Raw genomic sequence first — 15,457 nt, forward strand, 5'->3', positions numbered from 1 at the left:
TAACTCTTACAAAGATAATAAAAACGATAAACCTTAAGTTTAATAAATTTTTACGATTTTTGTAAGATGATATATGCACAAAAGGAACTTATATGAGAGGATTAGTAACCAAATCTACGGGTAGTTGGTATCAGGTGCTGGGTGAGGATGAACAACGTTATGACTGTCGTATAAAAGGGAAATTTCGTACCAAAGGTATTAAAAGTACTAACCCTGTTGCTGTTGGAGATTGGGTACATTTTGAAGTAGAACCGGATCTTGAAAGTGCTGTTATCAATGAATTGGAACCTAGACGTAACTATATTATCCGTAAATCTGTCAACCTTTCGAAGCAAACACAGATTATTGGTGCGAATCTGGATCAAGCCTTTTTAGTTGTAACATTGGCTTCTCCTCCTACTTCTCTTGGTTTTATCGATCGTTTCTTAGTTACTACAGAAGCATATGGTATACCTGCTGTTTTGATTTTCAATAAGCTGGATTTGTTCAGTGATGAGGGACTAGCTATTTTACAGGACTATAAGAGTATCTATGAGCGAATCGGTTATCCATGTTACGAAGTTTCAGCTTTGAACGGCGTGAATATAGATCAATTAAAGGAAGTGCTTAAAGATAAAACCACTTTAATTTCTGGACATTCGGGAGTAGGAAAATCTACATTACTGAATTCAATTGTTCCAGAATACGCCGTTAAGACAGGTGATATTTCAGACTGGTCTGATAAAGGAAAGCATACCACAACTTTTGCAGAGATGTATGACCTTCCTTTTGGTGGAAAATTAATCGATACTCCTGGGATACGTGAGTTAGGAATTGTCGATATCGAAAAGCAGGAATTATCACATTTCTTTCCAGAAATGCGAGCGCTAATGAACCAATGTCGATTTGACAATTGTCGACATGTGAATGAACCAGGTTGTGTCGTTATAGAAGCTGTAGAAGAGGGAGAAATCGAATCCTCTCGTTATGATAGTTATTTAAGTATCTACCATAACGAGAACAATCGGATGTAAATGTATTATTTACTGGCTATAAAGTCTCTTAAATAAGTACATTCGTGGACTGCAGTTTGGTAAAATGCAGTCTTACTGTATTGTGATTTTAATTGATGAAAGTATTTATTATGTAATGAGAACTTGTAAAATGGGTTTTCACTACTATTTTCATAGTATGTCCATCTCATGTCGTCTTTTAACTCGAAGTCTTTCTGTTCGCACTTTGCTAGCATAAAGGTACACTTGGCTTTAAAGTCCAGGCTTGTAGCCAATTCTCGAGCTTTTAGGTACCACTCTTTTGCAGTTTTTGCCTGTTTGTAGTTTCTTTCCCAATACCTGTCTGGTTTGGCATTGTTGTCATATGATGACCAACTGTACGATACTAAAGACCAGGCATTACCATAGGTGCTTGTTTGATATATGCCATTAGCCATATGAAAATAGTAATCGGCTTTTTTACCATTGTTTTGTTCATCCTTTATTAATGTCTGGTACTTGAGCATTCGAGCTGCATATTCAAGTTTTGTCATACTTGATTGTCCAATCTTTTTAGGATAATCATTGATCGTAACGATAAATGGATTTGGAGCAATTGTTTCTTCCGCATACCAATTGCTGTATTCTTTTGATTTATAGGTTCCTGGTAAATTTTTGAAAGTTTTTACGGCATTTGTAAAGTCTAATTCTCTTAAATATGCTGTCCCTATCAATTCAGTTAAATAATTACTGTTTACTTTTTTAATATCTTCAAGTAGAAACTGGACCATTTTCGTCTGTTTTTCAGGAGACTGTATATACCTTTGAACTTGTATTAAGGTTTTGGGAGTTAAATCTTCTTGCCAAAACCGAATGGTACTGTATTGCATGTTGTTTTCAAGTGTGTCATTAACGTATCCATGGTTATAAAAAATATCTCCCTTTACTGCTGCTAAACTTGCCAGTGCGGTATCTCCTTTGGTAAGGTATTGGTTAACAACGATATTTTGTATGATGTTTTTTGAAATGAGACTGTAAGAACCATTCTCAAAAGAACTCCATGAATTATTGTTTTCCATGTTTTTTTCCTTCTTAGCTTTTTCCTGCAACCACTTCAGTGTTGCAATCAATTGATTTTCATCTAAGGATTTTTCTTTTTCCCAATCTGTCAATAAGGTTAACATTTCTGTAATGCGTAACTGATCTTTCAGATTTTCATTTAAAGATTTGGGCTCTACCATCTTTAAGTATTTTTTTGCGAGATCATTTTCGGCATTGAGCCAACTCAAGTAGGCCGCTGTAACTAAGCCTATTTGTGGTTGAATATATTTTTTATCCTTATACATGGTTAGCGCAAGTTCTCGGATGTTTTGGAGGTGTTTTTGAATTTCTTCTTTGTTTTCATCATGATACCACTGCGACATATTATAACCTAATGTATGGTCTTTAATGAAGAAATTTTCTATTTTGTTAACCTCCCGTGTGAGGAGTACGGCATTTATAGTATTAGCAGGATCCAGCTTATAACAGTTTTCGAGATATTCAATAGTACTATTTGGGTTGTTGAAACCGATGATTGCATTGATATTGAATTTGTCTGCTTTAGTTTTGGTATAGGCAAAAATTTCAGCATCAGTTGCTTGTATATAATGAAAATTGTTGTACGCGAGTATTCTTCTTTCGGGCGATAGCGTAAATACGCTAGAAAATAAAAAGGCAGCTTTTGCAGGTTCACCATTTTTCCTGACAGCACCTGCATAATTGGATAATGCCCAACCTAATACGGGAGATTTCAGTTTTGACCGAGCGATGTATTTATCATAAACGGTGATGCTTTTTTCATATTCTTTAGCAAAAAGAAATAATCTTGCCGCTTGATATGCGTAACGTAATAATAAGAAACTATTGTTCTTATGGACCGAAATTTTACTTTCTGCCTCAAGCGCAAATTGCTTTATTTCATCGAAATTACGCTCATCAGGACTCCAAGGGTCTTGTGCAATATTGGTGACAGGTTCTTGCTCTTTTGTAAAATGAAAGTAAGCGAGTTCCTTTTTATTTTTAGGAAGAAATAGACTTTGAATAAATGTGTTATTTCGAAGTGAATCTGGAAGATTATCCAGGATTGCTGTATTCTTTAAAACCTGTATTGTTTCCGGGTTTGATTGGTACATGACTGCGTATAGATCATCTGGTTTCACATTTTTTCCTAAATGATTTACCCAGTCTGTAACATTTACAGACGCTTCCAGTACAGGTTCCTGTTCTGTATATAGAAATTGATAGGGAATAAACTGAAAAGCGGAGTAGCTATTATCTTCCAGATTTGGTAGGAAATAGGTCTGTTGATTGTCATAAGGGTCTATTTCGGGACCACAAGCGATATTAATCGCAATTTCACTGAAATAGAGCATAAATGTAGCGCTAAAAAGCAGCAATAACTTCTTGTAAATCTGCATAATTATAGTTCGATAAAACTTCTGGGGCCAAATGGTAGAAGATGATTCTTTTCTCTTTTCCTTGAAGTTCTTTATTTAAAAATTTGGCGGTTGCAATTAACTGTTCCTTCGTTATAAATTCATGACGGATCACATCTCCTTTTTTTAGATTCGCTTTTTGTAAGTCCTGGTTCAGAATAAATAATTCCGTCTTTGGATTTCTTGTAAAGAGTGATTTATCATCCAAATCGCTCTTGTCGATATACTTAGAAATACCAATATATTGATGATCGCGAAAGGCTACATACCAATCGAATAGGGGTAAAGCAATATCTAATTCTAAAGGATAGTCTTTAAGAGTTCCACTCAGGTAAGTTGTTAAATCTTGCTGATTTAAAATAGAATTATGATCTCCAAATTGTCTTAAATTTCCCATATTATAGCACATCAGTGTTGCTCTTTTTACAGGAGGTATACCACTGGACTGAATATTTTTAACTTGATGAAGCCTTAATGTCGTGGTTATCGTCACTTCATTTAATTCAGGTATCTTTTGTAGGTATTCTAGCAGATAGAAAAATTTATCACGGGAGCTTTTAGTCCAGTCGCAATCAATCTGTAATTCTTTAAAGTCTTCTTTTCCGGATTGTTTAGCCTTTTCAGATACAAAAGGTATCATTTTATGTGCAAGTCCTCTAATCTGGAGACTATCTAATTCTGTAAATATTCTTTGGTTGATAAATACAACAGGCACAAGTGTTTGATTTGATGGAAGAGTTTTTTCAAAAGAAATTGGAGAGATGGGAACGGGCTCAATACCCCCATCAGTAAAATCAATATCCATTATACGAACGAATAATGTATTTGATTTTAGATCTTGTATCATCTTTTGTGATAAGGTGTCGGACTTATAGTTTGTCTTCCAATAATAAAAGCCTACGGAGGGTTCTTTTTTTTGACAGGAAATGTGTAATATTATACTAAGCGAGATACAGAAGAACAGCTTTATTTTATATGGTGTCATGAATTTGGGACCAAGTGAAAGAATCGATACTAATCTACTTTTATTGAAAATCAAACAAAAGTATTAATAAGTTGTTTTGTATTAGATAAAAATAACCAAATAAATTTACTAAAAGAGGAGCGCGTTTTACATGAAGGCTGTTTGGAAATGGATAATCGGTATTTTCGTAATACTGTTGATTGTGCTTGGTGGGGTTGTTTGGTATTTTAGTGTGCATTGGAAGCCAATTGTAGACCAAAAATTCAGAGAAATAGTGCTCGCATCTACCGATAGTTTGTACACGGTTGATTATGATGACTTGGATATTAATCTTGCTTTAGGAAATGTAACGATAAGCAATCTGGTTTTACGCTCGGACAGCAATGTTTATGCGCGACTAGAAGGAATAAATAAAGCTCCTGATAATCGTTTTCAAATCGAAGTCGCCAAATTAAAATTTCGTAATTTCTCTATACGGGATATGCTGCTGAATAAAGAGCTTTATTTAAAGAATGTCGTTTTAGATACTCCGAGTGTCCATATGATCAATAAGTATCATTCCTATAATGATACAGCATCTACAGAAAAGAGTAAACCCTTATATGATAAAATAAAGAATACCCTAAAAAGAATCCGCATAACCGGAATCGATTTGAATAAGGTCAATTTTAAATATTCGCAGATTCAAAAAAGTATCTACCAAGATTTTGAGATCAAGAAAGTCAATATAAAGATTCAGGATGTTTTGGTCGACTCGACATCAATTTCCGATGCGACACGTTTCTATCATACCAAAATGGTTGATATAGAAGTTCCTGCATTTACTTATAAAACTCCTGATGGATTTTATAAGGTTGATTTTGATCAATTAAAAATCAATACTAGGGATCGTAATATCATGTTGACAAAGGTGGCTTACCAACCTATTTTGGGTAAGTCGGCCTATTATAAAGCAAAGGGTAAAGGAGGAAGCTATGTTGTCATGAAATTCGACACGGTTCGTTTTGAATCTTTTGATTTTAATAGTTTGTTACGTAATAAGAAGATCTATGCAGGAAAAGCGCAACTGAAAAATGGACTCTTGGATATTTATTCGGACAAGCATTATAAATCAACACCTGTAAATAAAGTTGGAAGATCTCCGCATCAAGCTTTAATGCATATGAAAACGCAATTAGCAATAGATACGGTATTGGTACAAAATGCTGATATAAGCTATTCGGAGTTAAGTGGTAAATATAACCAGGTCGGGAAGATTACCTTCGATAAGAGTTATGCGACTATTAGTAACATGACCAATGATGTTTCAAGTCTGGCTAAAAATAAGTGGATGCGTGTCGATGTTCTGACAAAAGTGATGAATAGTGGGCGTTTACATGTTTTATTCGGATTTGATATGACATCGAAAACAGGTTTTCATACTTATAAAGGAACAGTAGGAGCAATGCAGGCACCAGCCTTTAATAAAATTTTAAAGCCGCTCTTAAATGTAGAAATAGCCTCGGGAAATATCAAAAAAATAGCTTTTGATATGGAAGCAACCGATCACAGAAATTGGGGAAAGTTTAATTTTGATTATGATGATCTAAAAATCACCATTTTAGAGAAGAAAGAAGATGGGACTGTTAAAAGAAAAGGTTTTATCTCTTTACTGGTGAATGAACTTTTGGTTAACGGTAGTAATCCAAACCTTTCTGGAGAATATATTATTGGAAAGGTCAATTGGCATAGGCATGCTGACCACACTTTTTTTAAGACCCTTTGGCAAAGTCTATTGGATGGAATAAAGCAATGTGTGGGGCTTAGCAAGGAGCGGGAAGCTAAATTAATGCGTACTGCTGACCGCGCACAACATACAGTAGAGAAAGCCAATACTGTTGTTGGCAAAACGAAAAGTTTTGTATCGAAGCTTTTTAAGAAGAAAAAAGGTGACGAAGAGAGCAAAGTCGCCGAATAAAAAAGAGGGTTTCACGTGAAATATGATCATCGGGGCAGGAAGTTCTGTTTTTCCTAAGTTATCAGTATGTTTGTGACAGATGGGGTCAATATTGAGTTTTTTAAAATTCGTCTTTAAGTATAAGAATAGCATTGTAGATCAAATCATGTTTTATGTCAGCATGATCTGTGCTTTTGCCGTTATTTTCAATGTGGGCTATGTAAGAGATCCAAATCTTGCAAACCTCCTCGATCATATCATTAATGCAATGTTCTATGTTTTGTTCATCATGACAGGACTTCGTACAGCTTCTTCTATTTTTGCGTTGAAAAGAATTGAAGTAGAACATTATTCAGGGCTGGTGATCCTAAGCTATTTTGCTTTAATCATAATAGCGCGATTTGCAAGTGTTCCCGCAGTTGATCTTTTCGGTAAAGATCAGTGGATCTATCTAGGTATTTATCTGGTGTTTATTGCAGAGCTTTCCAAGAGTACCTTGTTTTTTGATAACTTCTATTTTAATCCCACTATTTTATTTGTTATCAGTTTTTTTGCATTGATTCTTATCGGTACTGTTTTGTTGATGTTGCCCCGAACAACAATAGAAGCCCCTTTGAGTTTTATTGATGCACTATTTATGGCGACAAGTGCTGTATGTATTACGGGACTATCGGTGACAGATATTTCAACTAACTTTTCTCTCTTTGGACAAACAATTATTCTGGTGTTGATCCAGATTGGTGGATTGGGAATTATGACTTTTACCGGTTTTTTCGGATACTTCTTTTCAGGTGGTTTTTCGTTCAAGAATCAATTGATGTTTGGCGAAATTCTTGGTGAAAATAAAGTGGGATCGGTGGTTAAAACACTTCTCACGATAATTTTTATTACATTATTATTTGAACTTCTCGGTGCTTTATTAATCTTTAGCACGCTAGATGCAACTCTTTTTCCTTCTCTGGGAAATCAGGTGTTTTTCGCTATTTTTCATTCTGTATCTTCTTTTTGTAATGCTGGTTTTTCGATCCTAACGGATGGAATCACCAATGATGGCTATAAATTTAATTACAACTTCCAATTGGCTTTGTCTGTATTATTTATACTAGGTGGATTGGGTTTTGGGATCGTATTGAATATTTATTCCTATGTAAAAGATTCTTGTATTTACTGGTATCATCGGTTGGTGACGAAGAAGAATTATAAGCATAAAGCTTGGAACTTCAGTTTTAATTCAAAATTAGTGCTGGCGTGTAATGCGGTTGTCGTTGTGTTGGCAACAATATTCTTTTTTCTGTTAGAGCGGAACAAGACTCTTTCTTTGGAACAGGGGCAGATGGGCGAGTGGATAACCTCATTTTTTATGGCCAATGCTTCGCGTTCGGCTGGATTTAATAGTGTTGATCTCTCATTTGTATCCATGCCCACAGTCTTGTTAATTATCCTACTCATGTGGGTAGGAGCATCTCCTGGTTCCACTGGTGGTGGTGTTAAAGTTACGACCATTGCGGTGTCTATAATGAATATCATTGCTTTGGCAAGAGGAAAAGAGCATATTGAACTTTTTAAAAGACGGATCGCAGGCGAATCTGTACATAAAGCATTTGCCATTATTCTATTGTCGCTATTTACGATCGGTGTGAGTTTTATGCTGCTGGTTTTTTCAGATCCTGATAAGAGTTTTAAAGCATTGTTATTTGAGGCAGTATCTGCCTATACGACCTGTGGGCTGAGCTTGGGAATTACACCATCTTTGAGTGTTGCAGGTAAATTTATTGTAATGATGACGATGTTTGTCGGTCGTGTCGGTACATTGACATTATTGGTGGCTTTTATTAAAAATATAACACGAAGAAATTACACTTTTCCAGAGGAAAAGATACTCTATTAATCGAATTTATATGAAATATATCGTTTTAGGACTAGGGCATTTTGGACGATCACTTGCAGTTCATTTGACAGAATTGGGGCATGAGGTGATCGGGGCGGATAAAAGTCTGATTATTGTTGAGCAATTAAAAGATAAAGTAACACATACGGTCTGTCTGGATACAACAGACCGGGAGGCAGTATCATCTTTACCGCTTAAGGACTGCCATGCCGTTATTATTGCTATTGGAGAGGATGAAGGAGCTTCATTGCTAACAGTAGCTTTAATGAAACAATTAAAAGTAAAGCGAATCATAGGAAGAATTGTTTCGGACCTTCAGAAAACAGTGCTTGAAGCAATGGAAATCGCCGAATACATTATGCCAGAGGAAGAGGCTGCAGAAAGGCTAGCGATGCGTTTGGACAATATTGATATTGTAGATTCATTCAAAGTATCTGAAAAATACAGTATTATTGAGACAAAAGTTCCATCAAAATATGTTGGAATGACCCTTCGTGAAGCTAACCTAACTAATCTTTTTAAAGTGATCGTCATGACAACACTCAAGATAACCGAGGTAAAAGATAGCATCAAAAAGAAAGAAATTAAGGAGGCTTCGGGTATAGCGACTTCGGAAACATTATTGGAAGAAGGGGATATATTGGTTCTTTTTGGTGAATTGTCGAATATTAATAAGCTTATCCAAAAAGGGGAATAGGAGAAATAAGTCTTGGGTTTGGAAAATAATATAAATTGTAAAATCAAATGTATATTTTTGGTTTTCGTAAGTTTTAATAACCTAATAATATAAATGAAAAATTGGTTTAAGGAAAATTCAGCACATCTTATCGTGATAGCGATTTTTGTAGCGCTTGTATTCTTTTATTTTACTCCAGTGTGGCAAGGGCAGACTTTGGCACAAAGTGATGTTGTGCAGGCTCAAGCTGCACAGAAGGAAATGTTCGATTATAAAGCTCAAGATGGAAAAGCTCCGTTGTGGACAAATTCAATGTTTGGTGGCATGCCCACTTATCAAATCTGGTCTGCAAGTGAAAATAATATTGGAACCTATATCTTAGCGGCGGTCAAAACCGTTTTTCCACAACCCATTGATATCGTTTTATTTTATTTATTGGGAGGGTATTTCTTATTGAGTGTATTACGTGTTCGACCATGGCTAGCCGCATTAGGCGCCGTTGCTATTGCGTTTACATCTTATAATTTTATTTATATCGAAGCTGGACACGTCACAAAAGCGTATGCTATTGCTTTTATTCCTGCTGTCATAGGAGCGGTGATCATGTGCTTTAGAGGGAGCAGAGTTTGGGGCCCAGTTCTGTTGGCCTTATTTATGGCTCTTGAGATCCGTGTCAACCATTTACAAATGACTTATTATATGCTTATCGCATTGATGGTTTATGTAATCTTTGCCTTGGTATACGCCATTCGTGATAAAAAGATCAAGGAGTTTTTTATTGCTTCGGGTTTACAGTTGGCTGCAGTAATTGTCGCTATTTTAGTGAATGCTTCGATTTTAATTCCGACTTATGAGTACAGTAAATTAAGTACACGCGGTCACGCCAATATTACTAAAGTGGATGCCTCGAAAGAAAAGGGATTAGATAAACAATATGCTTACGAATGGAGCCAAGGTGTAGGAGAAACATTGACATTTTTGATTCCGAATGCGTATGGAGGAGGAAATAGTGGTATTTTGGATGAAAAGTCTAATGTCGCAAAGTTTTTGCAGTCTACTTTTGGAGCACAGGGAATGAGCACTGTTCAGGCAGGTGAATTCGCAAGTAGAATGCCGGTTTATTGGGGAGACAAACCATTTACTTCTGGTCCATGGTATTTTGGAGCTGGTGTATTGTTTCTTTTCATTTTAGGTCTATTTATTGTCAACAATAGACTAAAATGGTGGATTCTTACAACAACTGTCCTAATTTTATTGCTGTCGTTCGGAAAGAATTTTACATTGGTTTCAGACATATTCTTTGACTACTTCCCGATGTACAATAAGTTCAGAGCGGTCGAGTCGATATTGGTGATCGCGGCAATTTTGATTCCATTGATGGCGGTGTTAACGTTGAATGAGTTGATCACAAAGGCAGATAAAATTGAGAAATTAGATAAGAAAGTACTGTATACTTTTATCGGATTAGGTGCTATTTGTTTACTTGTTGCTTTTGTACCAGATCTATTTTTAAGTTTTAAAAAGAAAGAGGATGTGCAATTGCTGGAGCAACTGACAAGCCAGGTCGGTGATCAGGCAGTTGCAAATCAGTGGTTAAACAATTTAATAAAAGATCGTTCGGCAGTGGCGAGTGCAGATGCGTATCGTTCTTTTGCCATCGTTTTGATTACCTTTTTAGCAGTATGGTTTTTTATTAAGAAGAAGCTTTCTGCAAATGTTTTGATTATTGGATTGGCGGTTGTTTTTCTGTTTGATCTCTGGAGTGTCGATAAGCGCTTTTTAAATGACAAATCATTTGTAGAGAAACGCATGGTAACAGGTCAGGCTTTTCAAGAGCGGGAGGTCGATCAATTGATTCGTATGGACAAGGATTTGAGTTACCGTGTCATTGATTTAACCACAAATCCATTTTCAGATGCCCGTGCGTCATATTATCATAAATCTTTAGGTGGTTACCATGCTGCGAAATTGATGCGGTTTCAGGAGATTTTGGAGAACCAATTTAATGGAGCTATAAACGAAGACGTGTTGGATATGTTTAATGTCCGTTATGTCATTACAGGAGATGAACAAAAGGGGCAACGGATACAACGTAGAAGTTCTGCTGCTGGAAATGCCTGGTTTGTTGATCAAGTAACATTTGTTAAAGACAATGCGCAGGAGATGCAGGCGATTGGTAGTTTCACTCCTTCAAAAGAGGCTTTTGTTAGTGAAGAATTTAAAGATAAATTTGACGGTAAACGTTTAGGTTTGCCCGTTAATGCATCGATAAAGCTGACTTCTTACCATCCTGATAAAATGGTTTATGAATATTCTACTCCTACAGATGCATTTGCTGTATTCTCTGAGGTATATTATGAAAAAGGCTGGAAGGCTTTTGTTGACGGTAAAGAGGTGCCAATTATACGTGCTGACTATATTCTGAGAGCATTACAATTACCAGGTGGGAATCATAAGGTCGAGTTTATTTTCGATCCGGCATCTCATAAGCTCGGTAATATATTGACATTAATTGCGTCCATAATTTTAGGATTAGGGATTGCTGTTGCAATTTACTTCTCAATCAAAAAGAATAAAAAAGCAACAATCTAGAAAGATTGTTGCTAAAAATAATTTTTTAAAAACCTTTAGAATAACTTGAGCTGTGGATCAGTTATTCTAAAGGTTTTTCTATGATGTGGTGTTATTCCTCTGGCAAGTACTGCACTTCTGTGCTTGACTGTAGGGTAGCCCTTATTGTTTAGCCAATCATACTCAGGATAATCTTTTGCAATATTGTCCATATAATCATCACGGTACGTTTTAGCTAAGATGGATGCTGCCGCAATAGATAAATATTTTCCGTCACCTTTAACAATACAATTATGGGGGATTTCCTGATAGGGAATAAATTTATTACCATCGACTAAAATGTACTCGGCTTTTAATTTTAATTGATCCAGAGCTCGATGCATGGCGACATAAGAGGCATTATGAATATTTATCCGATCAATCTCTTCTGCGGAAACGCTAGCTACTGCATATGCTAAAGCCTCCTGCTCTATAATACTGCGCAATTGCATTCTTTTTTTTGCACTAAGCTGCTTGGAGTCATTTAATACTTCATGATGGTAGTCTTTTGGGAAAATCACTGCAGCAGCAAAAACTGGCCCCGCCAAACAACCTCTCCCAGCCTCATCACAACCCGCCTCTATAAACTCATCTTGAAAATATGATAATAGCATTTTATTTATTTTTGAGTAGCAAAAATACAATATATTATTAATAGCAAAAGGATGTGTTTATAGTAGCTTTATATATGAATTGTGGTATTTGATTTTTTGAACAAAATGCGAACGATTTTTTATACTTCGATTCATCTTTAAAAAGTTTTTATTAGCCCGCCAACTGTCGTGAAATTAGGTTTTATTGTAACTATTATGTTAAAATTTAGGTTTTACGTTTATTAACACTACTATTTTCTTCTTTTGTATAAGTATCAAATGAATATAACCCTGTGCTGTATACGATCGTTGTTTACCTGTTGGCTTTATTCTTTATGTTAGAAAGATTCAGTACAGCGTATCATGAGATGAATGGGAAGATTGGGTTGATTTATTTGAGCCTGGTGGGATTACCACACAGAATAAGAACCGATAATTACAAAAAGATGTATATGATGAGGATTACTTTCCTTTTATTTTGCAGTATGTTATTGAGCTGGGTTGCTCAAGGACAGACGAAATCCGTTCAAGGGATGTTGAAAGATGACAAGATTCGTGTTGTCGCTGGAGCTTCAGTAAAATTGATTTCAGATCAAGATTCCCTAGTAACCAGTTCTTCGATTGCCGGTATATTTATTTTTAATAATGTAAAGGCGAGTAAGTTTAAAATTTCTGTTTCAAACTTAGGTTTTGAAAGATTTGAGCAAGAGTTTACCTATCCGGAAGGAGAAAGTAAATACATTATTCCAAGCTTTACATTAAAGCCGGCCTCAGAATTATTGGAAGAAGTGGTTATTGATGGTGTGCCGACTATTGTTGTTAAAGGTGATACATTGGAATATACCATGAAGGATCTAAAATTACGAGATGGATCTGTGGCCGAAGATGCGTTGAAGAAATTACAGGGAGTTGAGGTGGATAAAGACGGTAATGTAACTGCTCAAGGTGAATCCGTGAAACGTGTACGCATTAACGGTAAAGATTTCTTTGGTGGGGATGTCAAAACTGCAACACAGAATCTTCCTGCCAATATCATTGAGAAGATGCAGATTGTTGATGACTATGGAGATATGGCCAATATAACAGGCAACAAAAATGGTGATTCGGAGAAAGTTTTGAATATCCAGATTGATCCCAAATATAATAAAGGGCAAATGGCAACTTTACGTGCTGGTTACGGTACAGAAGACCGTTATCAAGCTACCGGTATGTGGATGGGTATGAGAGAAGGAGAGCAGATTTCTATTTTAGGAAATCTTAATAATACAAATGCACCATTATTTGATTTTAATACTACCGGTGGGGGAGCTCGCCGTCAACAAGGTGGTGGAGGTCGTCGAGGTGGCGGTATGTTTGGTGGATCAGATGGTTTGACAAAATTGGGCTCAATTGGTTTGAATGCAAGGAAAGATTTTTCGGATAAGCTGACTGTTTATGGAAGCTATAGCTACAGTCATAGTGATAATACTACTTTGTCCGAGCAATTTCAAGAGATTACCTTGAGAGGTATCACGCAAAATGATAGTATAAAGTCAAACTCAAATAATATTGGTGCCAGTCATCGTTTCGAGGCCAATCTGGAATGGAAACCATCGACAAAGGATTATATTAAAATAACACCTCAGTTTGGATTTGATGATGGTGATGCGAATACAGTAACAAATTCGATTACTTTTAGAAATGAGGAATTTAATAATTCGCAAGATCAAAGTATTTTTTCAAATTCAACGGCCCCGCGTTATGGTATAAGTGGTTTATATAATCGTAAGTTGAATGAAAATGGCCGTAATATTTTCATGAATATGAATTATAATAACGCCAAAACAGATAAGGATCAAAATGCAATATTACAACGATTATTGGAAGATCCTAATAATGCTGATGCCTCTTTAAATTCAATCTACGAGAAAACTATCCAAGAAGCAAAAAATAAGAGTTGGAATGCGGGAGGTTCATTGAACTACACAGAACCTTTGTCAAAGAACGGTAAATTAGAATTTACATATGACTTCAATAAGAATAAATATGATAATTCAAACCAACAACAGGGTTATGATAAAGATGAAAATGAGATTCTTAACGATCCTAAATTGAACTTTGATTATAATTATGACTACTCGTTCACAACGCATAGAGTTGGAGCTAATTATTTGTATAGTGGAGAAAAAGTAACTTATTCCATTGGTGCGGCCGCGCAACCGTCTCAATTAAGAGGTAGTGCCTTGAGTTCAGATTTATCTGTACCTATTCATCGTAATAACTTGAACTGGATGCCAATTGCACGGTTTGAATACAAATTTTCGCGCCAATCTAATATTTCCCTAAATTATAGTGGATCAACAACTGAGCCATCAGTAACACAGATTCTTCCGTTTGATATGAGTACCAACCGTACCAGTATTGTTATGGGTAATGCGAATCTAAATCCCGAGTTTAATCATCAAATGAATATTAGATTTCGTAAAAATGATTTTCAGAAGGGAAATAATTTCTTTGCTTTTGTAAATGCAAATTTAGCAGAAAATAAAATTGTAAGTTTAAATAAATCATATTTGGGCCGTTTAAAGAATAGTAATACAGGAGGAGTCGATACTACTTTAATTTCTGAGACGCGCTATCTCAATGAATCAAATGATCATCCATTTGGAATTAGTTCCTTCTATCATTATGGTAAATCTTTGAAAGAAAAGACGTATAACATCATGTTGATGGGAGGTGTTTCTTATAACAAAAGAATAGGCTATTCATCAACAGATAGTCTTGATAATATTGGTTTGAAAAATGTGTCTAGAAATATTGTATTCAATCAAGGATTAATGTTGCGATATAATCCTTCAGAGAATCTGGAGATTAATCCTGGAGTTAGGTATCAATATAATCATACTGAAAATTCATTAACAAATAGAACCACTAATATTTCATCTTGGACACCAACCTTAATTGGTTCTGTAAATATTACCCCTACCACAATTTTCGGGGCGGATTTGTCAAAACAATTCAATCAGGGTTATGGGGATGGTATAAATGCTAATCCATTTATCATCAATACTTATGTAGAACAAAAGTTTTTAAAAGGTCAGCGTGGAACAGTGCGCTTACAGGCATTTGACCTCTTAAATGAGCAAACAAATGTTTCCAGAACAGTTAGTGAATCTATGGTTGTCGATAGTCGTACTAATAGATTGGGACGTTACTTTATGCTATTATTCACATATAAATTTCAAAAATTTGCATTAGGCTCTCCGACAGGAGATGGTGGCGGTCATGGAGGCATGCGCCCGCCACGCATGTAAGCTTACCACCTACCTATCGAAAAACAAGTGGATAAAATGGTTCTGATCG

General features: G+C 35.8%; 9 protein-coding genes. 6 read left to right on the plus strand and 3 right to left on the minus strand.

The window, feature by feature from the left end; genetic code table 11:
• Positions 1-92: 92 nt before the first annotated feature.
• Positions 93-1,013: a ribosome small subunit-dependent GTPase A gene (gene rsgA, locus WH188_RS10670; RefSeq protein WP_021190727.1), complete on the plus strand. Its 921-nt coding sequence runs from the start codon at positions 93-95 to the stop codon at positions 1,011-1,013.
• 5 nt (positions 1,014-1,018) lie between these two features.
• On the opposite strand, the gene WH188_RS10675 is transcribed toward rsgA, so the two are convergent.
• Both WH188_RS10675 and WH188_RS10680 read right to left on the minus strand, forming a co-directional pair.
• On the minus strand, positions 1,019-3,430 hold the full coding sequence (locus WH188_RS10675) for a hypothetical protein (RefSeq protein ID WP_168127819.1): 2,412 nt from the start codon (positions 3,428-3,430) through the stop codon (positions 1,019-1,021).
• Positions 3,396-4,295, minus strand: coding sequence for a hypothetical protein (locus WH188_RS10680; protein WP_231577846.1), 900 nt, complete (start codon positions 4,293-4,295; stop codon positions 3,396-3,398). Before WH188_RS10680 ends, WH188_RS10675 begins: the two co-directional genes overlap by 35 nt.
• Positions 4,296-4,563: 268 nt before the next feature.
• Here WH188_RS10680 and WH188_RS10685 point away from each other — a divergent pair, with 268 nt between their 5' ends.
• From WH188_RS10685 to WH188_RS10700, 4 genes are all read left to right on the plus strand, one after another.
• Positions 4,564-6,369 carry a hypothetical protein gene (locus tag WH188_RS10685; protein ID WP_132770010.1) on the plus strand — a complete coding sequence of 602 codons (1,806 nt, stop codon included), beginning with the start codon at positions 4,564-4,566 and terminating at the stop codon, positions 6,367-6,369.
• 145 nt (positions 6,370-6,514) lie between these two features.
• On the plus strand, positions 6,515-8,236 hold the full coding sequence (locus tag WH188_RS10690; RefSeq protein WP_232789373.1) for a TrkH family potassium uptake protein: 1,722 nt from the start codon (positions 6,515-6,517) through the stop codon (positions 8,234-8,236).
• A gap of 10 nt (positions 8,237-8,246) precedes the next feature.
• Positions 8,247-8,933 (plus strand): potassium channel family protein, encoded by a 687-nt coding sequence (locus tag WH188_RS10695; RefSeq protein ID WP_132770008.1) that lies wholly within the window; start codon positions 8,247-8,249, stop codon positions 8,931-8,933.
• Between the two features lie 93 nt (positions 8,934-9,026).
• Positions 9,027-11,504, plus strand: coding sequence for a YfhO family protein (locus tag WH188_RS10700; protein WP_021190725.1), 2,478 nt, complete (start codon positions 9,027-9,029; stop codon positions 11,502-11,504).
• 35 nt (positions 11,505-11,539) lie between these two features.
• On the opposite strand, the gene WH188_RS10705 is transcribed toward WH188_RS10700, so the two are convergent.
• Positions 11,540-12,136 (minus strand): ribonuclease HII, encoded by a 597-nt coding sequence (locus WH188_RS10705; RefSeq protein WP_132770006.1) that lies wholly within the window; start codon positions 12,134-12,136, stop codon positions 11,540-11,542.
• Positions 12,137-12,567: 431 nt separating this feature from the next.
• Between WH188_RS10705 and WH188_RS10710 the strand changes: the two genes are divergently transcribed.
• Positions 12,568-15,408 (plus strand): outer membrane beta-barrel protein, encoded by a 2,841-nt coding sequence (locus WH188_RS10710; RefSeq protein WP_232789374.1) that lies wholly within the window; start codon positions 12,568-12,570, stop codon positions 15,406-15,408.
• Positions 15,409-15,457 lie beyond the last annotated feature (49 nt).

The sequence above is a fragment of the Sphingobacterium sp. MYb388 genome, from assembly GCF_037479535.1.
GTDB classification, from domain to species: Bacteria; Bacteroidota; Bacteroidia; order Sphingobacteriales; family Sphingobacteriaceae; genus Sphingobacterium; species Sphingobacterium anhuiense.

Coding starts and splice junctions, on each gene's coding strand:
- WH188_RS10685 (WP_132770010.1), top strand. CDS start 4,564: ATGAAGGCTGTTTGGAAATGGATAATCGGTATTTTCGTAATACTGTTG.
- WH188_RS10695 (WP_132770008.1), top strand. CDS start 8,247: ATGAAATATATCGTTTTAGGACTAGGGCATTTTGGACGATCACTTGCA.
- WH188_RS10710 (WP_232789374.1), top strand. CDS start 12,568: ATGATGAGGATTACTTTCCTTTTATTTTGCAGTATGTTATTGAGCTGG.
- WH188_RS10680 (WP_231577846.1), bottom strand. CDS start 4,295: ATGATACAAGATCTAAAATCAAATACATTATTCGTTCGTATAATGGAT.
- WH188_RS10700 (WP_021190725.1), top strand. CDS start 9,027: ATGAAAAATTGGTTTAAGGAAAATTCAGCACATCTTATCGTGATAGCG.
- WH188_RS10705 (WP_132770006.1), bottom strand. CDS start 12,136: ATGCTATTATCATATTTTCAAGATGAGTTTATAGAGGCGGGTTGTGAT.
- rsgA (WP_021190727.1), top strand. CDS start 93: ATGAGAGGATTAGTAACCAAATCTACGGGTAGTTGGTATCAGGTGCTG.
- WH188_RS10690 (WP_232789373.1), top strand. CDS start 6,515: ATGTTTTATGTCAGCATGATCTGTGCTTTTGCCGTTATTTTCAATGTG.
- WH188_RS10675 (WP_168127819.1), bottom strand. CDS start 3,430: ATGCAGATTTACAAGAAGTTATTGCTGCTTTTTAGCGCTACATTTATG.